The following is a 21325-nucleotide window of genomic DNA, read 5'->3' as shown; positions in this document are numbered from 1 at the left end:
CTGATCAAAGGATTGATCGGCGGTGGCGTACCGGCAAGGGAACTGCTGATTGCCGAACCCATAGGTGCACGCCGTGATTTTCTTCAGGAGCGATATGAGGTGACTGTCACCGATGACAACAGCGCCGTTACCGGTGCCTGCAATGCCATCCTGCTCTGTATCAAGCCCCAAACCTGCAATCAGGCTCTGCAGGACATAAAGAGGACCGTGCGCCAGGACCAGCTTTTCATATCGATCATGGCAGGGATCAAAATCGAGGCCATCGAGAATTCCCTGGGAGGGGCGCCGCGGGTTGTGAGAGTGATGCCCAATACGTCGGCACTGGTCATGGAAGGCGCCTCCGCTCTCTGTGCCGGCAGCCATGCCACTGCAGCAGATCTTTCCCTGGCCCGGCACATCTTCGACATGGTGGGAAAAAGCTGGACTGTGGAAGAAAAGCTGCTGGATGCCGTCACCGGGCTGTCCGGCAGCGGCCCAGCCTATGTGCTCACGTTTATTGAAGCACTGTCAGACGCCGGGGTGAAGAACGGCCTGACCCGCGAAGCGGCTACCGGACTGGCAGCCCAGACTGTGTTCGGTACGGCAAAGCTGCTCCTGGAGACCCGCGAACACCCCGCCGTCCTCCGTGACAAGGTGACATCGCCGGGTGGCACGACCATTGCCGGATTGGCTGCCCTGGAAAAAGAGGGATTCCGCAACGCCGCCATCGCAGCAGTGGATGCGGCCACGGCGCGGTCCATGGAGCTGGGGAAGAAATAAAGTTTTCGTTGGGATAAGGGAAATGAAGAGTGGTTGAGCCGAGGAAGCTCAACCACTCTTTTTTCATCTGAAGATTTTTGGTTTAAAGCATCGTAGAGGGCGATCTGCTCAGCGACGGAAAGCTTTCGCTTCCCGCCGCATCCCTTCCCCCGACACATGCGGCAGCGGTCATCGGAGCACCACTGGCAGAAATGGCAGTCGGGGCAGGGATGTTTTTTGGGAATATCGTTGGTCACTTCCTGCTCTCGATTCAATATCCCCTCACCTGCTCTCCAGGAGGGAGAGGGCAGGGGTGAGGCTTGCACCTAAAAAGCGATATTCCGTTTCGGCGCTGCGCCGGTGACGATCTGGCGAAGGCCTTGCCCTGGTCGGCGTTGATGAGCAGGTAACGGGGTAGCTTCATGATGGCGTCGTTTGGACCGGCATGGTGGGCCTGGATGGTAAAGGTAGCTTTGTAACCGGCTTCGGCCGCCTTGTTGAGAAGATAATCGTCATGGATACCGAAAGGCCAGGCGAGCATGTCCACAGAGATGCCCAGCTGCTTGTCCAGCCTCTCCTTGGCCTTCTTCAGCTGAATGTTAACCAGCTTCTCGAACTCTGCCGGCGGCAGCTTTTTTCTTTCCCGCTTAAAATTGGGATGCCAGAAGGTATGGGACTGGATGTCGAAAAGCCCGGTCTTTTTCAGCTCCCGCAGTTGATCCCAGGTCATGGCATACTTGGCGTTGGAGATGGCGGAGGGATAGACGAAGATCGTCACCGGCACGTTGTATTTCTTGGCCAGGGGCAGCATGTCGGTGTAAACGCTCTTGTGGGCATCGTCCTCGACGATGACTACCGATTTCGGCGCCGGCGCCGGCCCTTTCTTCTGATAGTAGTCAATCAGCTGACGCAGGGGAATGACCTTGTAGCCATTATCGCGCAAAAATTTGAGGTGGGACTCGAATACCGGGGTGGTGATGGTCATGCCGTCGGCAACGGTGGGACCGAAGCGATGGTAGAGCAGGATCGGCACATTAACCGCCTGGGTTACAGCAGGGACGACTTTTTTTGTGCCAGGTTGAGCGGCGTGAACGGGAAAGGCGGCAAACAGAGAGAACAGCAGGACGAACAGCAGCAGACGGAACTTCATAACGAATTTCATACCTCCGGAAGATTTTTGCTCCGGTCAGTGTAGCCGAATTTCACAGGGACGGGAATAAAATTCATGGGAAAATCGCGGGGAAGATTAGAGGTGTTATAACTTTACCTCATCCGGGCTCGGCTGCCTCGTCTCCCGTTCAAGATATCTCCTGATCTCCTTGAGACTGCCGATAATGATCTTTTCGTCTTTGGGAAACTCATGGGGAGAAAGTTCCAGGGTCAAGGTCTCGCTGTAATCCGTGTTGCGCAGGTGATTGAGAAATCGGGTCAGGGGCAGAATGCCGCCCGGGCAGCAGGTGCTCCCTGCCGTGGCCGTAATCGGAGAAGTGGATATTGCGGATGCGGCCGGAGTTGTAAAAGAGGTAAAAGTCGTTGATGAAGTTGGCTTTTCCCGAGCCCATATGGTACAGTCGAAGGTGAGGAAAAGGTTCTTCTCGTGGAGAAAATCTATCATCTTCTCCGTATTGGAAAGGATGTGGGGGTTGATGTTGAATCTCCCTACCCAGGGCATGTTTTCCAGGGTGAGGATCACCCCTTCCCGCCCCACCTCTTCCTGAAAATCCATAATCCGGTACAGCCAGCGCCAGAAGCGGAATTCGCCTCCCAACCATGAGGGGGATGGAAATTAACCAGCTTTATGCCGCAGTCGGCGGCTATTTCCACCGATCTCTTCAGTGAATCCATCGGCGTGCCCCACCCGTCGAGAGGCATGAACGGAGCATGCATGGAAAAGACGGGCAAAATTTCCGAGAGGTCCTTGATCAGACGGCGGCTGTTCACCTTCTGGAACTCGTGGTTGATGATCAGTTCCACCCCGTCGAAGCCTGTCTCCATGGCAATGGTGAAGACCTTTTCCAGGGGGAAGGTGAACAGTGTCCCTGTGGATATGGAAAGTTTCATGGGACGCCCCTACCCTTGCTCCGAAAAGACTTGGTAGACTATCTTCTGCAGGTTGATCACCGCCTCAAGGCCGCTCTTGAACAGGAAAGCCTCTTCTTCACCCAATTCGTCGGGATTCAGGTAAAGCTCTTTCACTTTGCAATCTTCCGCTTCCATGGACTGTTTAATCCTGTAGCCGGCAAAAAGGTGATAGGCCTTCAGCAGCCTGTCTGCCAGGTCCACCCCCAGATGTCCGGCATTGACAAGCCCCTTGATCCGCTCTACGGTGCCTGTTTCCACAAGGCTGTGATGTACTGCAAGGATTCGCACGTTGATCAGCAGTGGATTCAAGACAGCTTCATCGAAGTTGAACATGCCACGATGCTCGCCACTGCGTAAGGTTTTGAAGTTGCCGAACATGCCCAGTGCCACCGGCATGGAAGAGAGCTTTCTTGCTGCCTGGCCATAGAGGTCTTTTCCCTGCTCTTTTGCCAGCAACTCTGAGGAAATGGTTTTCAAACCGGCCGTCAAAGTTTCATCACCGGCAATTCCCCTCAGATCGCCAAGTACGGCCAGAATTTCCCCCAGTTTCCCCATCCTCTGCATCTGGCTTGAACTCCAGCTTCGCCACTCACTTTCAGAGCCTTTCCACAACCAGCCATCATCAACATACCGGTGGCCGGCGCCGAAAATTCCGCATTGGTCAAGAAGAGCGATCAGCCGGTACCTCATCTCCTCGAAATACCCGGCATGGTGAACCTGGGAATCAGGGTAAACGAGAAAATAATGGGAGTCAGTCCCCCGCAAAAACTCCTTGCGCCCGGCACTGCCAGTTGCCAAAAGGCAGCACGGTATGTTGTCGGGATACATGGTCCCGGTGCCGGTTTGGGCCAACACCAGCGCTTTGCGAAACAGCAGGTCGTGAAACGTTGCGCACAGACCGTGAAAGGCAATGACCGAGCTTCTTCTTATGAAATATTCCTTTGCCAGCAAAGTGAAACTGGTGCAAGCGCCGGCCAGCTGATCTGCATATTCAACCTGGGCAAATTCTTGCAGCTGCAGGTCCAAACGATGGGCAAAGTCCTCTTCGAAAGCCAGCTCATCTCCAACCCGCAACCGCAAGCCACGGAGGAGCTCAGCATCTTCCCCGGCAAGGAGATAGGCCATCTTTCCTGCCACTTTTTCGCGTACGGCAGCCAGCAGGCGGGAAGCACTCTGGGTGGCGACGATATCACCACCTTTGGCACCGAGAAAAATTGCCATCAATTACTCCTGTTTATTCAGGCGGGTCGGTAGCCCGTGATAAAGGTAGTCCGCGCCAATCACCAATCACCAATCACCGCTAATCATCACCGCTAATCAAGATGCCCGTGGACCTGTTCGGCCAGAAAACGCTGCATCTCTTCGTCAGGGGGAGGGGTCAGCAGTGAAACGACTGTTATAACTGCGATAACCAGTGGTGCTCCGCAAAGGGCGGAGGCGGTCAGGGGGAAGAGCTTTCCCACGAGAGGAAACGTGCTGGCCAGAAGCGGCGATGAAAAGGTGATGACGATCCCGGTGAGCATGCCGGCAATGGCCCCCTGGCGGTTGGCCCTTCCCCACCAGATTCCCAGTAGGAAGACGGGAAAAAAAGTGTTGCCTGCCAGGGCAAAAGCAACGGCGGTTATCTCGGCGATCATGGCCCACGGTTTTAAAGCCAGGAGAAAGACTATGGCGGCCAGGGCCAGGATAGCACCCTTGGCAATGGCCATTTTGTGGGCTTCGGAAGCGAGGGGATTGATGAGCCGGTAGTAGATGTCATGGGAGAAGGCAGCAGCACCGTTCATGAGCAGGCCGGCCACAGTGAAAAAAGTGGCGCTGACTGCTCCGGCGGCAAGAATGCCGGTAAGCCAGACCGGCGCGCCCTGGGCAGCTTTCAGAACGATAATGTCGGCAATCTGCCTGGCGGTCGCCGTGTCCGGCACGGCACCTCCTCTCGCCTCGAACAGCTTGGCAAAAACGGCGTAGGCGGGGGCCGACCAGTAAATGAGGGCGATGAAAAAAAGCCCCCAGACAAGGCTCCAGCGTGCGTCCCGGATATTGGGCACAACATAAAAGCGGGATAGAATGTGGGGCAGTCCGGCAGTGCCCACCATGAGGGTAAAACAGAGGGCGACCCACTGGAACAGGGAACCGGAAACAAAAGGAGCGGCGAAATCCACATGGAATTCCGTTGCCAGGTCCTGAATCCCCTGCCCGTAGCCGAACTGGGGAAGTATCCAGAAGTAGCCGAGCCGCCAGGCCAGGAACATCAGGGGCACGATAAAGGAGACGATCAGGACGAAGTATTGCATCTGCTGGTTTCTCGCCACCCCCAGCATGCCGCAGATGACCACGTATGACACCACTGCAGCTGATCCCACCATGAGACCAGTAGTGTAATCGCTCCCCAGCAGCCAGGCGAACACCATGCCCAGGCCCTTGAACTGGGCCACGCTGTAGATAACGGAGATAGCAATGGAAATAACGGCGGCAATGAACCGGGCAGCGTCGGAATCATACCGGTCGCCGACGAAATCGGGGGTGGTAAACTTGCCGAAACGGCGTATCTGCCCCGACATCAGCACCAGCAGCAGGACATATCCGCCAGTCCAGCCGATTACATAGGCAAATCCCTGATAGCCCTGCAGGTAGATGATGCCGGCAAGGCCCAGGAAGCTGGCCGCGCTCATCCAGTTACTGGCGATGGCGGCCCCCCCGCCGATACGCCCGATATATCGCCCGCCGAAACCGTAGCTTGAGCTATCCCGTGCCTTTGCACTCAGCCCCGCCAGAACGAAGGCAATGAGAACTCCGACAATAAAAATGAGTGGCCAGACCGATAGGTTCTCGCTAGTCATAGGATCTGTCTCTCCTGCGGCTGTGACTTTCACTGAGGCGATCAATGCAGAGATTGAAAACGATGCAGAGGATGATGAACCAGAGTGGAAGAAACTGGCCCGTAAACCAGAAATGGAACGGGAGGGTGAAAAAGGTGCGGATGGTGAGCAGGCTCTGCCCGTTCACATCCCCCAGGAGAACCACGAGCAGCTGAAAGCCGAAGGTCATAACCAGCCAGCCCAGAAGGATCAGCAGGATAATTCGTACCTCATCATGCATGTAGCCATTCTTCGGCTTGAAAATATTGACGCTATAGGAGTCTTTGCTGTCTTTCATGAATACACCTCCCCGGATCATTCTGCAGATGTTTTTTATGACTTCATAACCTCTCGCAGCACGGTGGTGGCATAGGAGCCTTGGGCAGGGAAAACTCCAGGACAAGTCCTGCCCCGTCCGCTTCTACTCCGATTTCTGCGATTGGCACACGCAAAGGGCGCCGTTCTCCCTCCATACGAAGGCCCCCTTCCAGGTCGAAGCTTGGCAGGGTCAATCCTTCAGTCTCCAGCAATCGGCGCTCCATGGCCAGGGTCTCCCCTTCGGGCTCTTTCATGCGACAGCCGAACATGGGTCCGGTGGCCGAAATCTCAAAGGCGGCTGCCTTGGCGCCTCGGCAGCTGCATCTGTGACCAGAAAGCATGCGCCGTTATCATGCTTGAAAGCGACATCTCCAGGGACAACCTGATCCAGGCTGTCCATGCGTTGATGCACTACCCGGTCGAACAGGTCGGCCTGGAAGGCGGACAGGTACAATTTTCTCAGGCGAGGATGAACGGCACGAAAAGCCTTTTCATGGGCATCCGGCTGCTTGACCAGTTTCTGGAGCAGTTCCCGCTCCGTGCGGCAGTGGGGGGGAAGATCTCCAGGCTTTTGGCCGGATCTCCCGCTTTGAATGCCTCGATAGCCCCTCGCCACCGTTCGTCCGTTACCTTGTCCGGCTCGCCGATCAGGGCATCCACTGCGCCACGATAATCGTTGCGCAGCATTGCTCCCCCGATGAGATGGGAGTTGCCCTGGGCGCCGTAGCGCTGCTCGCCGAAAAAATTGGGCACCCCCCTTTTCTCCAGGATGTCCAGTACCGCAATGGCGATAGTTGCAGCATCGGCGCCGACACCGCCTATTCGGATACGGAAACGGTTGCCCCGCAAATGACCGACCTTCAGTTTATTCCTGTGCGGTACCGCCGACAGGACCTTGATCCCGGACAGTTCCAGCCCGAGCACTTGCTCCGGCGCCACCCTGGGCAATGAAATGGTCTGGCGGGTAATCCCTTTTGCATCTTTCATCCCGGCGTAACCGACATCACGCTCCCCTACGCCCAGCGCCTTTGCCAGACGGCGTATGGCTTCAAGAGTGGTGATGCCTCGCTTTTCGATCTCGGCATAGATATGCTCCCCTTCACCGCAGGGGGTGTAGATGGGGATTTCCGTAACCAGGAAATCTTCCGGTGTCTCTTTGAATATTCCGCCCGTGCCCGGTATATTCCCGGTGAGATAGGGATGCAATAGGTGCTCCTGTAAAACCCTGTTATTTGTTGGCCACATAATAGCGTCTGACAGGCCATCTTTCAACCAGATTAATTAATTTTAGCAGCTGGGAAATGGAGAATTTTCCCGAGCAGGTTTGCCTTATTCACGTTATCGCTTAGAATAGTTTAATATCTATGGCAGCCATCGGTTCCATATACACCCGCGACATTAAAAGGAGAACCAATGCCAACAGCAGAGAACACCCCCCTGATGAACATCCCATTGCAGGCACTTAAGGTTCATCACCAGCTGATGAAAAACTCCCATCTCCTTCAGCTCTTCGCCGAAGACCACCAGCGTGGCGAGCGGTTCAGCATGGAGGAAAAGGGGCTTTACCTGGACTACTCAAAGAACCTGATCACGCAAAAACCATGGAACTTCTCATGGAACTTGCCAGGCAAGGAAATTGCCGGAAAAAATAGATGAACGGTTCATGACCTTTGATGAGATAGGCTGCCAGTCTGCCTTTCGACAGGCTTTGCAGAAAGATGAGGAATCGGCCAGGATGACCGACCTTGCCAACAGGATCTGGAACGGGGAATGGACCGGTCATAGCGGCATGCGCATCAAGACGGTCATCAACATCAATGTCAATGAAAGCGATCCCGGCCCGCCCATGGCTTATCAGGCGTTGAAAGGCTTCATCCGTGGTAATGTGACGACACTTTTCATTACCAGGGCCAACAACCTGGACTTCTGCAGCATCCTCAATGAACTCAATCCGGCGGAAACCCTTTTCAATGTTGTTTCCGATACATTCACCTGCCGCGAAACGATGGTCTGCGCCCATACCGCCCGCCGGTGGGTTCTCAAAGCCATGAGAGACGAATGCGCTGTAGCTCGCCACTTCACTGCCGTTTCCCTCAATGAGGAAGAAGCGAGAAAATTCGGCATCGATCCGGGAAACATCTTTGCCAGCCGGAGTCAGGGAAGCAGGCTGGTGGATTTTTCAACCATGGTTGGATTGGGAACAGGGATCTTCCAGCGCATGCTGGCCGGCATCCGTTCCATGGACCAGCACTTCAGCACTGCGCCGTTAAACCGCAATCTGCCGGTAACCATGGGACTTCTGCGGGTCTGGTACTGCAATTTCTACGGCAGCAGGCAAATGGCGCTCCTACCATACCACCGGTGGCTGTCCAACCTTCCGGTATATGTCAACCGGCTTGTCACCTGCAGCGGCAGCAACATGGAAGCAATGCCAATCGGGGAACCTGACGAGGCAACTAACATACAGCATGCCATCTGCCAGCAGATCCTTCACGGCAGCACCATTTGCCCATGCGACTTTATCGGCTTCTGCCGGGATGAAGAGCTTGACGGAGGGAGCAACAATCTGCTCATGGCAAAGATGTTCGCCCTGACAAAGTCCCTTGCCTTCGGCAGGCATGCAAGCCAATTCCAAGGGGGAAAGTGTCCCGATTCACTGAAACAATACCTGCCCATGGAAGGGAATCATCCAAGCAATACCATTCTTGCGGAAAACTTGACACCGGAAGTATTCGGCGAGCTCCTGGCCCTCTACGAACACGCTGTTTACACCCAACAGGTCGTCGGTCAATGGGGGATAATTGACCGGCAAGGGATGGAGTTCGGAAAGCTGGAGGCACGAAATATCGCGATGGAACTGGAAAATGGCTCAACCACACCAGACCATGACAGCTCCACCAGCTGTCTCATCAGGCATTACCGCAATCTTTCCGGGACAACGGGAAAGATATATGTTTCCTGATGGACGAGGGCCAGGCTATCTGCCATACTGGCAGGCATGGAACGGGAAGCTGAACAATCCGAATGGCTGAGCATCCCTGCGGAACTTGGGGTATGGAGAGAAAATTCGCCCCTGTCGGAACGACGGGTGCGCCTCTGGGCCCTGGTGCTGGAAGCCCGCGGCATCCCGTTCCGCACCGAGAAAAGCGAAGATGGCTGGCTGATACTGGTACCCGACGATTTTCTCATTGCCGCCAGGGATGAACTGCGCCTCTTCGAAAAGGAAAACCACGCCTGGCCACCCCACATATCCCTGACACCTCCCCTGAAGGAAAACGCCCTCAGCACGCTATCGGTGCTGATACTGCTGGCCACCTTTCACAACATCACCCGCCTGGACATCGCCATTGCCAATCATGCAAGCGTCAGCTGGCAGGCTCTTGGCAGCGGCAATGCGGCCAGAATCCTCTCCGGCGAATGGTGGAGGCTGGTAACTGCACTCACTCTACATACTGACGCGGCGCACCTTCTTGGCAACCTGGCCATCGGCGGTATCTTCACCATCTGGCTCTGCCGTCAGCTCGGCTCCGGATTGGCCTGGAGCCTGATCCTCCTGTCGGGCATTCTCGGCAACCTGACCAACGTTTACCTCAACCAGCCGCAGCATAGCTCCATAGGTGCATCCACCGCCGTCTTCGGCGCCGTCGGCGTCCTTGCCGCAGTCAACATGCTCCACCACCCACACGCCCTTCAGGGGCGCCGGATTCTTCCTGTTGCCGCAGCCCTGTCACTTCTGGCCATCCTGGGTACGGAAGGGAAAAACACCGACCTGGGCGCACATCTTTTCGGCTTTATCTCCGGCATAGCCCTGGGCTTTATCACCGGGCTCTCCACAGCCAGGTTCGGTCAGCCCCAGAAATTTCTCAATGCCTTTCTTGCCGTGACCAGTGCTGCAGTTGTCCTTGGCGCCTGGTGGCTGGCTCTCTTCGCTCGGTAACACTCAAGATAAAAGCCCCCTCGCCGATAAGAAAAATCAAACGCAAAATTTGTTGTTGTCGCATGTCGTTTCAGCTAAGCTGTTGCGGCTTCTACTGGACAAAGGGTACTCACGTGTTCCGCTGCGTTATTGCCATAACATTCCTTATCTTCCTCGGGGCTCCCTCCCTCTCATTTGCCGCACCGGTCAGAACCGGCGCTCAGATACTGGCCGGCGAAGACTTTTCGCCTCTGCGCGGCAAGAGATTCGCCCTGGTAACCAATCACACCGCCGTGGTGGATGGCATCCATCTCATGGACCTGATGATCAAGGCCCAGGTTCCCCCGGCAGTTGTCTTCACCCCCGAACACGGGCTGAAAGGGACGGCAGAAGACGGCATCCATATCGGCAACGGCACCTGCGATGGCATTCCGGTCAGGAGTCTCTATGGTTCGGCTAAGAAACCGAAACAGGAAGACCTGAAGGATATCGACCTGGTGGTCTTCGATATCCAGGATGTGGGGGTCCGGTTCTATACCTACATTTCCACCATGGGGCTGGTGATGGAAGCCGCTGCGGAAAAAGGCATTCCCTTCATGGTCCTCGACCGGCCCAACCCTCTGGGGGGCAATTATGTGGCAGGCTTTATCAGGAAAGAGCTGCCGGCAACCTTCACTTCCTTTTACCCCATCCCCATTGCCCATGGCATGACAGTCGGTGAAATGGCATTGATGATCAAGGAGCAGGCATGCTGCCTGGGCTGGCCCAACTGGAGATAATCGTCGTCAGGATGGAGGGCTGGCAGAGGTGGATGCGCTGGCCGGACACGGGGCTGACCTGGCTGCCGACCAGCCCCAATATTCCGGACTTCGAAAGCGCCCTCCTTTATCCGGGCATTGGCCTTCTGGAGGCAACCAACGCCAGTGAAGGACGAGGCACTGACAGGCCATTCCGCCTAGCCGGCATTCCGGGCCTGGACAGGGCAGCCGTTGCTAAAAAACTTAACCGGCAAGAGCTTGCCGGCATCCACTTCGATCCAGTGCAGTTCACCCCCCTTTCCTTGCCCGGAAAATCATCCCTGCCGAAACAGATGAATAAGGCTGTCAGTGGTGTTGAGTTGGTAATAGACGATTACCTGGCAGTCCAGCCGGTGGAGGTGGGCATTGCAGTAGTCTCGGAATTATACGACGGGCTTTCTACCGCAGAGAGAAAGACCTTTTTTCGTCAGGGTTTTGAAGACATGGTCGGATCAGGTCTGGCAAGACAGGCGGTGGAAGAGGGGAAATCACCGGAGGAAATCACTCAACTTTGGGCGGAAGAGATTGCTGACTTTCTGCAGCTGCGTAAAAATTACCTGCTCTATGAAGATGAACCGACCAGGCAAATCTGACAGGCCTGTTAAAAAGGCATCGTTCCGGGCGGCGATGAACAGGAAAGAAGCTTCCCGTTCTCCAGAAAGCTCACCTCCTCCTGCTCATTGCACTGTTTACCTTCAATCTCCGTGACGACTCTCAGGGTACATCTCTCAAGCCGGCCTGAGGGATAGAAACTTATCCAGCCGTATCTGGCGCAGGGCACGTTGCCAACCAAGACTTCATCGCTTGAAACACAGCTCTGCAGCTTGCCGTTGCCGTGAAAGGTGATTCTTTCCAAGTGGTTGCAGGTGATGCCGTCAATGGGGTAAAAGTCCCTCAGCAGGCAGGAGCGAACCGCCCCATTGGGGAAGTAACTTATTTCGGTGCCCGGATTGCAGATGGACTGATCGGCAGCGAAGCAATCGGCCAAAGCAATGATGGAGGCCAGAGCGATGAGCAGGATGAGCTTCATGGTATCTCCGCGCAATTAAGCTTTCCCGGATGACAAAACACTTCAAGTTAATAATATCCAACATTACCCTCTCATCAAGATAAAACCCTCAAAACGGCTATGAACGATCCAGGTTACGCTACAAAAAAAGGTCAACCTAAGCGAATCCTTGATCCTTTGTTCCACTTCCATGGTCCACGGCTGCTGCTCGGCATTTTTCAGCATATTCTCCTCGGTTGCAGTCCGCATCAGATCTGGTAGTCATCGACGAAGACCCGGTATTTCCTCGGCCGGACAAAGACCTTCTCCCCCACCTTGGGCGCCAGCTTCTGGTAAACGTCCTTGGTCAATTCCGCTTCCAGGATCTCGAAGGTATCCCCCCGCTCCAGCTCTATCCGTACCACCGGCCCGACAGCATGGATGTGGCGGATCGAAGCCTCCACCGAGGAACTGTTCGAGTAGTTCCGCTCAAGCTCCAGGTCATGGGGACGCACGTAGCCCACTGCAGGACGGTCCGGCACCGCTGCCAGTTCCGGGGTGGAGAGCTCCATCTCCCAAGTTTGGCCTGCCCCTGGTTTACCCGGCCATGGAAAAGGTTGACGTTGCCGAGGAAGTTGTAGACAAAGGGGGTAGCCGGATGATCATAAACCTCTTCCGGCGTTCCGGCCTGCTCCACCTGGCCGGCATTCATGATCACCACCCGGTCGGCCACTTCCAGCGCCTCTTCCTGGTCATGGGTGACGAAGACGCTGGTGATGTGCAGCTCATCATGGAGCCGCCGCAGCCAACGGCGCAGTTCCTGCCTGACCCGGGCATCCAGGCGCCGAATGGCTCATCCAGGAGCAACACCTGCGGTTCCACCGCCAGGGCCCTGGCCAAGGCCACCCGCTGCCGCTGCCCGCCTGAAAGCTGGGACGGGTAGCGCTGGGCCATCCCCTCCAGTTGGACCAGCCGGATCAATTCGTGCACCTTGGCAGCAATCTCTTCCTTGGCCGGCCGCGTCTTGCGGGGCCTTACCTGGAGCCCGAAGGCGATGTTATCGAAGACGGTCATGTGCTTGAACAGTGCGTAGTGCTGGAACACGAAACCCACTTTACGCTCGCGTACTTCGTGCCTGGTGGTGTCGGCGCCGTTAAAATGGACACTTCCCCCATCCGGCGTTTCCAGACCGGCAATGATCCGCAAAAGACTCGTCTTGCCGCAACCGGAAGGACCCAGGAGGGCAATCAGTTCCCCCGTAGGTATGTTGACGCTGACATCCTTGAGGCAGTAAAACCGCCGAAGGTCTTGGTTATATTTTTGACTTCAATGCTCATCTGTTCTTCCCCATTCCTTTGATGCGCCTTCACTCTTCACTCTTCACTCTTCACTCTTCACTCTTCACTCTTCACTCTTCACCAATCACCAATCACCCGTCACTCTTCACAGCCTTTATCCGCCATTCCACGAAACTCTTGGCAACCAGGGTGACGACTGCCAGCATCCCCAGAAGTGACGCCACGGCAAAGGCGGCCACATAATTGTACTCGTTGTAGAGAATCTCCACATGCAGCGGAATGGTGTTGGTGGAGCCGCGCACGTGGCCGGAAACGACGGATACCGCGCCGAATTCCCCCATGGCCCTGGCATTACAGAGAATGACGCCGTAAAGGATACCCCAGCGGATATTGGGGAGGGTAACCCTCCAAAAGGTTTGCCACCCGCTGGCTCCCAATACCAGTGCCGCCTCCTCCTCGTCTTTCCCCTGTGATTCCATGAGGGGAATCAGTTCACGAGCACAAAGGGAAAGGTGACGAAAATGGTAGCCAGGATGATACCCGGCACGGCAAAGATGATCTTGATGTCGTGCTCCTGGAGCCACGGGCCCAGCCACCCCTGCAGGCCGAAGAGCAGCACGTAGATGAGGCCGGAGATAACCGGCGACACGGAAAAGGGAAGATCTATCAGGGTAATGAGGAAGCTTTTGCCGGGGAAATCGAATTTGGCAATGGCCCAGGCAGCCACCACACCAAAAATCAGGTTAAGTGGTACGCTGACGGCTGCCGCCACCAGCGTCAGCTTGATGGAGGCAACAGCATCGGGCTCGTGCAGGGCGGCAAGATAAGTGGCAAAGCCCTTCTCCAGGGCCTGGCTGAAAACGGCGGCCAGCGGCACAACCAGGAAGAGGCCGAGAAATACCAGTGCGGCGGCGATCAGCAGCCATCGCACCAGCATTGGTTCGGTCAGTTCGCCTCCGCTGCTTCGCTCTCCATTTGTTGTCAGCGCTCCAACTATATTCATTTCACCCTCACATAGAGATTTAGGTCCAAACCATCAGCCACGAATTTCACGAATGTTCACGAATAACCATTCAAAGCCTCTTTATTCGTGTCAATTCGTGTCAATTCGTGTCATTCGTGGTTAAAAATTCCCTTTACTACCCGGCAAACCTTCTACTCCATTTCTGCAACAGGTTAACGGCAAAGAGCATGACAAATGAGGCCAAAAGCATCACCGAAGCGATAGCCGTAGCTCCGGCATAATCGTACTGCTCCAGCTTGGTGATGATCAGAAGTGGTGTAATCTCCGATACCATGGGCATGTTGCCGGCGATGAAGATGATCGAGCCGTACTCGCCAACCGCCCTGGCAAAGGACAGAGCAAAGCCGGTGAGAATTGAGGGAAGCATCACCGGGAACAGCACCCGGCGAAAGGTCTGCCAGCGGTTGGCCCCCAGGCAGGCAGCAGCTTCCTCCAGTTCAGCCTCCAGTTCCTCCAGGACCGGCTGCACCGTCCGCACCACAAATGGAAGGCCGATAAAGATCATCGCCACCAGAATACCCAGGGGCGTGTAAGCCACCTTGATGCCATGGGGCTCAAGCCATTTGCCGATCCAGCCATTGGGAGCATAGACCGAAGCCAGGGTAATGCCGGCTACAGCGGTGGGGAGGGCAAAGGGAAGATCCACCAGGGCATCCACCAGCTTCTTCCCCGGAAAGCGGTAACGCACCAGGACCCAGGCCACCAGCACGCCAAACAGGGCATTGATTGCCGCAGCCAGCAGAGCGGCGCCGAAAGTGACCTTGTAGGAGGCCACCACCCGCGGCGCAGTCACCGCGGCGACAAAATCGCCCCAGGACATGGTCGCCGTCTTGAAGACCAGGGCCGACAAGGGGATCAAGACGATCAGACAGAGATAAAAGATCGTGTAGCCCAGCGTCAGGCCAAACCCCGGAAGCACGTTATGTCGTTGGCTCTTCTTCACTCTTCACCCCTCACCCCTCACTCTTCACTCTTATTTGGCGTAGATCTGGTCAAATACACCGCCATCGGCAAAATGCGCCTTCTGCGCCTTCCGCCAGCCGCCGAACTGCCCATCGATGGTAAAGAGCTTCACTTTGGGGAAGGTCTTGGCGTATTTCGCCGCCACCTTTTTGTCCCTGGGCCGGTAATAGTGCCTGGCAGCGATCTCCTGCCCTTCCGGCGTGTAGAGATACTTCAGATATGCCTCGGCCACCTTGCGCGTCCCCTTCCGGTCAACGACCTTGTCGACCACGGTCACCGGCGGTTCGGCGAGTATGCTGACCGACGGCACGACAATCTCGAACTTGTCTTTGCCCAGCTCGTTAACTGCCAGAAACGCCTCGTTTTCCCAGGCAAGGAGCACATCTCCCAGTCCGCGCTGGACAAATGTAGTCGTAGAGCCCCTCGCTCCCGAATCAAGGACCGGCACGTTCTTGAAAAGCCTCGTGACAAATTCCTTTGCCTTGGCTTCATTTCCACCCTTCTGTTTCAAGGCATATCCCCAGGCAGCCAGGTAATTCCATCGTGCACCGCCGGAGGTTTTGGGATTGGGGGTGATAACTGCCACACCTGGCTTCACCAAATCGCTCCAGTCCTTGATCTTCTTCGGATTACCCTTGCGAACCAGGAAAACAATAGTCGAGGTGTAGGGGGAACTGTTGTTGGGCAGCCGTTTTTGCCACGCCTGCGGGATGAGCTTTGCCCTGTCATGGATCTCGTCGATGTCGTAGGCCAGAGCCAGGGTAACCACATCGGCATCCAGACCATCGATAACCGCCCGGGCCTGTTTGCCGGAACCTCCGTGGGACTGCTTGAAGGTAACATCCTCCTTGGTTTGTTTTTTCCACTGTTTGGCAAAGGCGCTATTGAAATCCTGGTAAAGTTCGCGGGTCGGGTCGTAGGAAACGTTCAACAGGTTGACCTGTGCGAATGCTGCCAACGGCAGGCCAACTGCCAAAGCGGCAAAGAAAATGGCTCTACTGATTGTTGTCATCATGGATTACCCTCCTTTATTCACTACTTATAATATTATATCTCTATCAATTTTATAGTCTTGTTGGTAAAAAATTTTTCAGATGCAATACGTAAAAATGCCCTTTTCCAGTTGCTCTGCCTTCTCGCTTCGCTCCAGCAGGTCTGCCAGCGATGTTCCATCCAGAATTTCCGCTATTGCATCCCGCACATCCTTCATCACCAGCCGGATACCACAGGTTCTCTCATCCAGACATTCATCGCATTTTGCATAGGCGGTCTCGCTGACGCAGGGAACCGGAGCCAACGGACCGTCCAGAATCCGCACCAGCTTGCCGAGGCTGATTTCCTTTGGGGGTTTGCCCAGGTAATAGCCCCCACCTTTCCCTTTCCTGCTCTGTAATACCCCATGGTTTTTCAGTGTCAGCAGGATCAGCTCCAGAAATTTTTTCGGGATTCTTTCTTCCCTTGCCAAATCGGCAATCAGCACCGGCCCCTGGTCATAGACCTTTGCCAGGTAAATCATCGCTTTCAAGCCGTATTTTGTCTTCTTGGAGATCAATATATTACCCTATCTACTTGATAGAATAGTAAATAACATTCTTGCATTATTTTGTAAAGAAATTTTATCGGTAAATCTGACCGCGGCAATTGCTGCGACTGATTACGATACAACCAAGCGCTGGGGGTGGGTGTAGACATTAAATTTTCTGCCTCGCACATAGCCGATCAGGGTAATCCCCAGCTGGTTGCCGATCTGTGCTGCCATATCGGTGGGCGAGGTCCGTGAGGCGATCAGGCTGATGCCCAGCAGAGCTGCCTTTGCAACCATCTCGCTGGAGACGCGGCCTGAGGTGACCAGCATCTTGCCGGTAAGGTCGACCCCCTTGAAGAGCGCTTCGCCGGCTATACGATCGAGGGTATTGTGGCGACCTAGGTCCTCGGCATAGAAGAGCAGATCTTCCCCATCGCCGACGGCGGCAGAATGAATGCCACCGTGACTGCGATACTGCTCGGCCCTCCTCCCAAGATCATCCATCAGGGCAAACACTGCTTCGGATGAACCCTCAGCCCGTTGTCAGGCTGAAACACTTTGCCGGCACTGTCAGAGCCCGGCAGAGTGAAGGTCACCCCGGTACCGCAGCCCGAAGTAAGGATCGGCCGCAACTTGTCAGGCAGTTCGCCTTTAATGCGGATGTTGGCAACGCCGAAGTCGTTGCAGACGCTGAACAGGACAAAGTCGTCAAGACTTTTGACGAAGCCCTGCAGCCTGAGAAAACCGGCCACCAGAAAACGCAGGTCGTGGGGTGAGGCAACCAGCGTCGCCAATTCACGCTCGTTGACCAGTAGTTGCAAGGGAAATTCTTTCACCGGATGGACCTGAACCGGGGCAAGGACACCGCCGTCATAATGATAGACAGGAATATCTTTGTTCAAAGGGAACCTCGTTGATATGGGGATTGATGAAGTTTACCGGAAGTGACGGCACAAAGACAAGGGGAAGCTTGCTGCTGCCGCTCCATCTTTATATACAAACACTATTTTACAATGGCAAAACAATACCAGTTTTCAAGTCCATTGACAAGATTAATGCCTAAGAGATATAGTGGTAAACAATAAATCATTGTTCTACCGAAAGGAGGCTGAGTCGCTGAAGAAAAACGCAGAAGCAGTGCCGGACTCCAACACGCGCAGGAGGTGGACTATTTTGCCGAAGGGAAGAAGCCGCTGAATTTTTGATGAAAGGAGGTAGTCACAGAAACAGCTTGGCAAATACTGGAGGAGGAAAATCTATAGGTCCCCCCCAAAAAAACTGTCATTGCAAAATCCAGTTTCAGTTTTAAATGCAATATTTAAAATGACGTTAATTTTTATAAAAGAAAAATAATTTTTGCTGACTTATGAAATCTTGACATATCAATAAACGGATGTATACCATTAACGCCATTTATTGATGTTGTTTTTACTAACATGGAGGATTTAACTATGAGAAAAACTTGGCAGGTCGTAAAGATGTTCATCCTGGCCGGCGCCTCGGCACTGATTCTTGCCGCGTGTGGCGGAGGAGGTGGCGGCACCACTCCTGCAGCAACAACCATCTCCGGCACAGCAGCCGCCGGCGCACCCATCATCGGCTCCGTCACCATCAAGGACAGTTCAACCCCCGCCAAAACAAAAACGGTAACCATCGCCGCCGACGGCAAATACACAGTTGATGTTTCGGACATGACCGGGCCGTTCATGGTCAGGGCCGACGGCTATGTTGGGGGCAACGAGTACCACCTCTATTCTGCCGGCACCACGGCAGATGTGGGTGGGACTATTAACGTCACACCGCTCACCGACTTGATCGTGGCCAACATTGCTAACACCGTGGCCTCAAATTATTTCGAAAGCGGCAACTTTTCCAACCTGACCGCGACCGAGCTGAAAACCGAGTCGGATGCCCTGAAGGCCAAGCTGCTGCCGGTTCTGCAGGCAGTAGCGTCAGCGATTCCATCGACCTCCTGCGGAGTTCGTTCAGCACCGATCATAGCGGTCTCGATGCCGCTCTCGATGTGATCAAGTTACCACCGACCCCACTACCAACGTTGCCACCATCGAAAATATCATTACCCAGCAGCAGATGACCTCTAACATTGCCACTGGAACTTACACCGGCGCCCTTACCGACACAACCAACGTCGCTACCGGCATGACCGACATCCAGAGCATCAGCGCCGGGTTCAAACAATTCTCCGACCTCTTCGCCACCAGTCTGCCCAGTGAAACCAATGCAACCCTGCGCGGCCTTTTCGACAGCGCCACCTTCCTGGACCAGGGTCAGAATCTGGATTCTTTCCTTTCCGAAATAACCACCGACAAAGAAATGATCGGCATCTCCTTTACCAACATCTCGATCCAGTCAATGGACGTTGCCAAAGGAACGGCAACAGTCGCCTTTACCGTCCTTGAAAACGGCAAGGTCTCTCTGGACGCGCCGGTTGCGTTTTACATGATCAAAAAGAACGGCAAGTGGTACATGCAGGGGGACCAGTACATTGTCGGGACAGATATCGAGCCGGTGGCGGAATATCATGTTACCAGTGCTACACCCCAGATCATTACCGGTATACGGTTTAACATTGAAGATCGTGGTGGCCTGAATGTTACAAAGGCAGTGGTGAAGGGAACCGGACTGCCGGTCGATGGCGTCACCCTGATCAACAACGTTGCCTACGACGAATTTCAGATTCAGAGTCAAAATCAAACCTTTGGTAACCTTTACCCATTGGCCGATGCGGATATTGCTAAAATAGCCGACACGGGAGAGCCTTATACCGTAGAGTTGTACATCGGCACCAGCACCACACCTGCAGCAACCTACACCGAAAAACTCGTCAAGCGTCCTTACCTGAGCACAGAATTGACGGCCGACAGCTTCCCGAAGGTCACCTCGCCGACAGCGACTGAGTTGTATGCTCTATTGGGAACCAATGCCGATATCAACGACTCGATCACCTGGACCCTGCCTAGCGGGCTCACCAATGATTGGCTGTCCGTATGGGTAGGCGACAATGCAGGCAACACTGCCAGATTCGAAGCAGGACTCCTGCCGACCGAGACCAGCAGATCATTAGTGCTGTCTCCAGTAACCAGCACCGGGCAAAGGTTCACCATAACCTGGGGGAACATCTGGCTGGGAGCACATGACAGCTACGGTAGACAATTGGGCATATCCATGAATGCATGGCAATGATTGCAGAAAAATTGTAATTTACTCGGCGGGGCCTTGTGCCCCGCTTTTTTTTGTTTCTGGAGGATAAACTGCCGCGGCTTGGTAATTGACCCTGTAACGGCAAACGGATGTCAAATCAGATTAAAGAAAGTAAGGGAGCATGAGTCGGAATCGTACCGCTGCACATGCTTGAAGAAGGGGCTTTCGCTGTGCCTCTCGGCGCGCAGCCGATAGTAGTCCATGGGAGTGTTGATGTTGCGGAAAGATTTGAATTCGGGGTCGAAAGTTGTGATGTGCTCCTCGGTAACGATCTCCACGGTAGTTTCGCCGAAAAAGGAAGAAATCTTCTTTTCACCCCTGATCAGGCTCGCTTCCATGGCAGCCAGGCAGCCACGGCCGTATACGGCATGGAGCGGTTCAAGACCAGCCGGGCCTCTGGGGATAACCACGTCGACACTGGCAGCTTTTGAAGCCAGGTGGCGAATGAACGCCTCGTTCAGATAGGGCATATCGCAGGCAACGACAAAGACGGCCGGGCTCCCGCTCTGGCAGAGCCCGGCATGAATGCCGGCCAAGGCCCCCCCGCCGGCGAAAACATCCTTCACTTTCATGCAGGGAAGAAAACGGTACTGCTGTGGTGCATTGGTGACGACAAGAACTTCGGTAAAAACGGCTGCCAGGTGGCCATATACGTTTTCGATCAACCTGCGCCCCTGGTAAGGAAGGAGCGCCTTGTTACTCCCCATCCTGCTCGACGTGCCGCCGGCCAATATGACGCCGGTTATGTTGGGTATCTCATTTGCCACGCTCGAATCCCTCTTTGCCTGCCAATAGATCAAGGTGGATGGTCGCCAGGTCTTCCGCTTCCAGGGGCACTTCTGAATTACCAATCCTGGCATCCCTGGTCTTCAGGTACCTGCTGCATTTGCGGCATACATCCACCCGCGTCGGTCCTTCCCCGACCATGAAATATGACAGGTATCCGGATCGTCATTCCCGCAATAGGGGCATTTCAATCGCTTGTAAGGCCACTTGAAGAAACAGCTGGAGCAGGAGAGAAAACGCTTGCCGTCATCTCCGCAGATTTCCCCCATGCCTGCCCTGGAGCCGCAGATTGGACAGTACCCTTCTGTCCAGCCCGAAACCTGCTCGGGAGAGATTGCCTCGGCGTAAATTCCCAGGGCAGTTTTCAATGGAATTTCCAGGACAAATTCCATGAGAGGCGAAGGGACCTCCAATTGGGCGGCAGCTTCCTCCACAGCGCTTCTTTCCCGGGAAAGACAGCCGGCAAAGAGTGGTTGCAGGTCCAGTTTCCCCAAAGCGATTGCCTGCCGCAAGCGGCTCAGTTCGTCGTGTCCCTCCCTGCTCACCTGCAACATGGCTTCGATGACTACTGTGAGAAAAGCGACTGTCTGGGGAGGATCGATCTCCAGGTGTTCAGGGGTGAGAAGAGGAAAGCCATTTCTCACTTTTTCCTGCACATGGTCGGCCGGTTGATTGAAATGGATGCCTGTCCGCTCTTCCTGCCCATCGATGACCTGATACAGGGCCTGGAACAGCGGCAGGATCTCGCCGTATTCCGGATGGTCGCAGACGGTTTTGCGCAGAAACTCAAGCTTCGCTGCTGTATTGGGCATG

General features: G+C 54.8%; 20 protein-coding genes and 5 pseudogenes. 8 read left to right on the top strand and 17 right to left on the bottom strand.

Features of this window, described 5'->3' with window-relative positions:
* The first annotated feature begins 12 nt into the window (after positions 1 to 12).
* The gene (gene proC, locus JCM15764_RS09435; protein ID WP_439645274.1) at positions 13 to 759 is read left to right on the top strand and encodes a pyrroline-5-carboxylate reductase; all 747 of its coding nucleotides are present in this window, start codon (positions 13 to 15) and stop codon (positions 757 to 759) included.
* Between the two features lie 305 nt (positions 760 to 1064).
* Here the strand turns inward: proC and JCM15764_RS09430 are convergent.
* The 6 genes and pseudogenes from JCM15764_RS09430 to truD form a co-directional block, all read right to left on the bottom strand.
* Positions 1065 to 1888 (bottom strand): annotated as a pseudogene (locus JCM15764_RS09430) (polysaccharide deacetylase family protein).
* A 105-nt stretch (positions 1889 to 1993) separates the two neighbouring features.
* Positions 1994 to 2799, bottom strand: a pseudogene (locus JCM15764_RS09425) (sugar phosphate isomerase/epimerase family protein).
* Positions 2800 to 2808: 9 nt separating this feature from the next.
* Entirely contained in the window at positions 2809 to 4041 is a 1233-nt protein-coding gene (locus tag JCM15764_RS09420) for a putative nucleotidyltransferase substrate binding domain-containing protein (protein ID WP_054695039.1), read from the bottom strand.
* A 92-nt stretch (positions 4042 to 4133) separates the two neighbouring features.
* A complete protein-coding gene (locus JCM15764_RS09415; RefSeq protein WP_054695036.1) occupies positions 4134 to 5657 on the bottom strand; it encodes a VC_2705 family sodium/solute symporter in 1524 nt (507 codons plus the stop codon).
* The gene (locus tag JCM15764_RS09410) at positions 5650 to 5973 is read right to left on the bottom strand and encodes a DUF4212 domain-containing protein (protein ID WP_054695031.1); all 324 of its coding nucleotides are present in this window, start codon (positions 5971 to 5973) and stop codon (positions 5650 to 5652) included. The genes JCM15764_RS09415 and JCM15764_RS09410 overlap by 8 nt, the downstream gene beginning before the upstream one ends.
* A 35-nt stretch (positions 5974 to 6008) precedes the next feature.
* A pseudogene (gene truD, locus JCM15764_RS09405) lies at positions 6009 to 7238 on the bottom strand (tRNA pseudouridine(13) synthase TruD).
* A 168-nt stretch (positions 7239 to 7406) separates the two neighbouring features.
* Here truD and JCM15764_RS09400 point away from each other — a divergent pair.
* The 5 genes from JCM15764_RS09400 to JCM15764_RS26395 all read left to right on the top strand — a co-directional run bounded on the left by JCM15764_RS09400 (position 7407) and on the right by JCM15764_RS26395 (position 11299).
* Positions 7407 to 7649, top strand: coding sequence for a hypothetical protein (locus tag JCM15764_RS09400; RefSeq protein WP_054695029.1), 243 nt, complete (start codon positions 7407 to 7409; stop codon positions 7647 to 7649).
* Positions 7630 to 8955, top strand: a complete 1326-nt coding sequence (locus tag JCM15764_RS09395; RefSeq protein WP_243688668.1) for a phosphoglucose isomerase-related protein — start codon at positions 7630 to 7632, stop codon at positions 8953 to 8955. The genes JCM15764_RS09400 and JCM15764_RS09395 overlap by 20 nt, the downstream gene beginning before the upstream one ends.
* Before the next feature lie 36 nt (positions 8956 to 8991).
* Positions 8992 to 9930, top strand: coding sequence for a rhomboid family intramembrane serine protease (locus JCM15764_RS09390; protein ID WP_054695022.1), 939 nt, complete (start codon positions 8992 to 8994; stop codon positions 9928 to 9930).
* 113 nt (positions 9931 to 10043) lie between these two features.
* A complete protein-coding gene (locus tag JCM15764_RS26400; protein ID WP_279384352.1) occupies positions 10044 to 10688 on the top strand; it encodes an exo-beta-N-acetylmuramidase NamZ domain-containing protein in 645 nt (214 codons plus the stop codon).
* Positions 10658 to 11299, top strand: a complete 642-nt coding sequence (locus tag JCM15764_RS26395) for an exo-beta-N-acetylmuramidase NamZ domain-containing protein (RefSeq protein WP_279384351.1) — start codon at positions 10658 to 10660, stop codon at positions 11297 to 11299. The genes JCM15764_RS26400 and JCM15764_RS26395 overlap by 31 nt, the downstream gene beginning before the upstream one ends.
* An 8-nt stretch (positions 11300 to 11307) precedes the next feature.
* On the opposite strand, the gene JCM15764_RS09380 is transcribed toward JCM15764_RS26395, so the two are convergent.
* From JCM15764_RS09380 to fdhD, 8 genes and pseudogenes are all read right to left on the bottom strand, one after another.
* Positions 11308 to 11736: a toxin-antitoxin system YwqK family antitoxin gene (locus JCM15764_RS09380; protein ID WP_054695019.1), complete on the bottom strand. Its 429-nt coding sequence runs from the start codon at positions 11734 to 11736 to the stop codon at positions 11308 to 11310.
* A gap of 227 nt (positions 11737 to 11963) precedes the next feature.
* Positions 11964 to 12266 (bottom strand): TOBE-like domain-containing protein, encoded by a 303-nt coding sequence (locus JCM15764_RS29475; RefSeq protein ID WP_243688667.1) that lies wholly within the window; start codon positions 12264 to 12266, stop codon positions 11964 to 11966.
* Between the two features lie 142 nt (positions 12267 to 12408).
* The gene (locus JCM15764_RS29470; RefSeq protein ID WP_439645277.1) at positions 12409 to 12933 is read right to left on the bottom strand and encodes a sulfate/molybdate ABC transporter ATP-binding protein; all 525 of its coding nucleotides are present in this window, start codon (positions 12931 to 12933) and stop codon (positions 12409 to 12411) included.
* Positions 12934 to 13123: 190 nt separating this feature from the next.
* Positions 13124 to 13995: pseudogene (gene cysW / locus JCM15764_RS28085) on the bottom strand (sulfate ABC transporter permease subunit CysW).
* Between the two features lie 136 nt (positions 13996 to 14131).
* On the bottom strand, positions 14132 to 14959 hold the full coding sequence (gene cysT, locus JCM15764_RS09365) for a sulfate ABC transporter permease subunit CysT (protein WP_054695016.1): 828 nt from the start codon (positions 14957 to 14959) through the stop codon (positions 14132 to 14134).
* Positions 14960 to 14989: 30 nt separating this feature from the next.
* On the bottom strand, positions 14990 to 15994 hold the full coding sequence (locus JCM15764_RS09360) for a sulfate ABC transporter substrate-binding protein (protein ID WP_243688664.1): 1005 nt from the start codon (positions 15992 to 15994) through the stop codon (positions 14990 to 14992).
* A gap of 75 nt (positions 15995 to 16069) precedes the next feature.
* Positions 16070 to 16531, bottom strand: coding sequence for an RrF2 family transcriptional regulator (locus JCM15764_RS09355; protein WP_054695013.1), 462 nt, complete (start codon positions 16529 to 16531; stop codon positions 16070 to 16072).
* A 102-nt stretch (positions 16532 to 16633) separates the two neighbouring features.
* Positions 16634 to 17340, bottom strand: a pseudogene (fdhD, locus tag JCM15764_RS09350) (formate dehydrogenase accessory sulfurtransferase FdhD).
* 615 nt (positions 17341 to 17955) lie between these two features.
* On the opposite strand from fdhD, the gene JCM15764_RS22615 reads away from it, so the two are divergent.
* Positions 17956 to 18531, top strand: a complete 576-nt coding sequence (locus JCM15764_RS22615; RefSeq protein WP_243688663.1) for a hypothetical protein — start codon at positions 17956 to 17958, stop codon at positions 18529 to 18531.
* Positions 18532 to 18595: 64 nt separating this feature from the next.
* Positions 18596 to 19708: a hypothetical protein gene (locus JCM15764_RS22610; protein ID WP_243688662.1), complete on the top strand. Its 1113-nt coding sequence runs from the start codon at positions 18596 to 18598 to the stop codon at positions 19706 to 19708.
* A 110-nt stretch (positions 19709 to 19818) separates the two neighbouring features.
* Here the strand turns inward: JCM15764_RS22610 and mobA are convergent, their stop codons facing one another.
* The 3 genes from mobA to JCM15764_RS09335 are packed head-to-tail and all read right to left on the bottom strand — an operon-like array spanning position 19819 to position 21324.
* Entirely contained in the window at positions 19819 to 20493 is a 675-nt protein-coding gene (gene mobA, locus JCM15764_RS09340; protein WP_054695152.1) for a molybdenum cofactor guanylyltransferase, read from the bottom strand.
* On the bottom strand, positions 20483 to 20653 hold the full coding sequence (locus tag JCM15764_RS26390) for a formate dehydrogenase accessory protein FdhE domain-containing protein (RefSeq protein ID WP_279384350.1): 171 nt from the start codon (positions 20651 to 20653) through the stop codon (positions 20483 to 20485). Before JCM15764_RS26390 ends, mobA begins: the two co-directional genes overlap by 11 nt.
* Positions 20596 to 21324: a formate dehydrogenase accessory protein FdhE gene (locus JCM15764_RS09335; RefSeq protein WP_054695011.1), complete on the bottom strand. Its 729-nt coding sequence runs from the start codon at positions 21322 to 21324 to the stop codon at positions 20596 to 20598. The genes JCM15764_RS26390 and JCM15764_RS09335 overlap by 58 nt, the downstream gene beginning before the upstream one ends.
* Position 21325 lies beyond the last annotated feature (1 nt).

Origin of the sequence: Geotalea toluenoxydans JCM 15764 (assembly GCF_001311985.1) — a bacterium.
Taxonomy (GTDB): Bacteria; Desulfobacterota; Desulfuromonadia; order Geobacterales; family Geobacteraceae; genus Geotalea; species Geotalea toluenoxydans.
This window is presented reverse-complemented; position numbering and strand designations above follow the sequence as displayed.

What these genes read in the sequence shown, in the direction of transcription:
- JCM15764_RS09400 (WP_054695029.1), top strand. Translation starts at nt 7,407, where the DNA reads ATGCCAACAGCAGAGAACACCCCCCTGATGAACATCCCATTGCAGGCA.
- JCM15764_RS22615 (WP_243688663.1), top strand. Translation starts at nt 17,956, where the DNA reads ATGAGAAAAACTTGGCAGGTCGTAAAGATGTTCATCCTGGCCGGCGCC.
- JCM15764_RS26395 (WP_279384351.1), top strand. Translation starts at nt 10,658, where the DNA reads ATGCTGCCTGGGCTGGCCCAACTGGAGATAATCGTCGTCAGGATGGAG.
- JCM15764_RS09335 (WP_054695011.1), bottom strand. Translation starts at nt 21,324, where the DNA reads ATGCCCAATACAGCAGCGAAGCTTGAGTTTCTGCGCAAAACCGTCTGC.
- JCM15764_RS09415 (WP_054695036.1), bottom strand. Translation starts at nt 5,657, where the DNA reads ATGACTAGCGAGAACCTATCGGTCTGGCCACTCATTTTTATTGTCGGA.
- JCM15764_RS26390 (WP_279384350.1), bottom strand. Translation starts at nt 20,653, where the DNA reads ATGGTCGGGGAAGGACCGACGCGGGTGGATGTATGCCGCAAATGCAGC.
- JCM15764_RS09380 (WP_054695019.1), bottom strand. Translation starts at nt 11,736, where the DNA reads ATGAAGCTCATCCTGCTCATCGCTCTGGCCTCCATCATTGCTTTGGCC.
- JCM15764_RS09410 (WP_054695031.1), bottom strand. Translation starts at nt 5,973, where the DNA reads ATGAAAGACAGCAAAGACTCCTATAGCGTCAATATTTTCAAGCCGAAG.
- JCM15764_RS09420 (WP_054695039.1), bottom strand. Translation starts at nt 4,041, where the DNA reads ATGGCAATTTTTCTCGGTGCCAAAGGTGGTGATATCGTCGCCACCCAG.
- JCM15764_RS09360 (WP_243688664.1), bottom strand. Translation starts at nt 15,994, where the DNA reads ATGATGACAACAATCAGTAGAGCCATTTTCTTTGCCGCTTTGGCAGTT.
- JCM15764_RS09390 (WP_054695022.1), top strand. Translation starts at nt 8,992, where the DNA reads ATGGAACGGGAAGCTGAACAATCCGAATGGCTGAGCATCCCTGCGGAA.
- JCM15764_RS29475 (WP_243688667.1), bottom strand. Translation starts at nt 12,266, where the DNA reads ATGGAGCTCTCCACCCCGGAACTGGCAGCGGTGCCGGACCGTCCTGCA.
- JCM15764_RS22610 (WP_243688662.1), top strand. Translation starts at nt 18,596, where the DNA reads ATGACCTCTAACATTGCCACTGGAACTTACACCGGCGCCCTTACCGAC.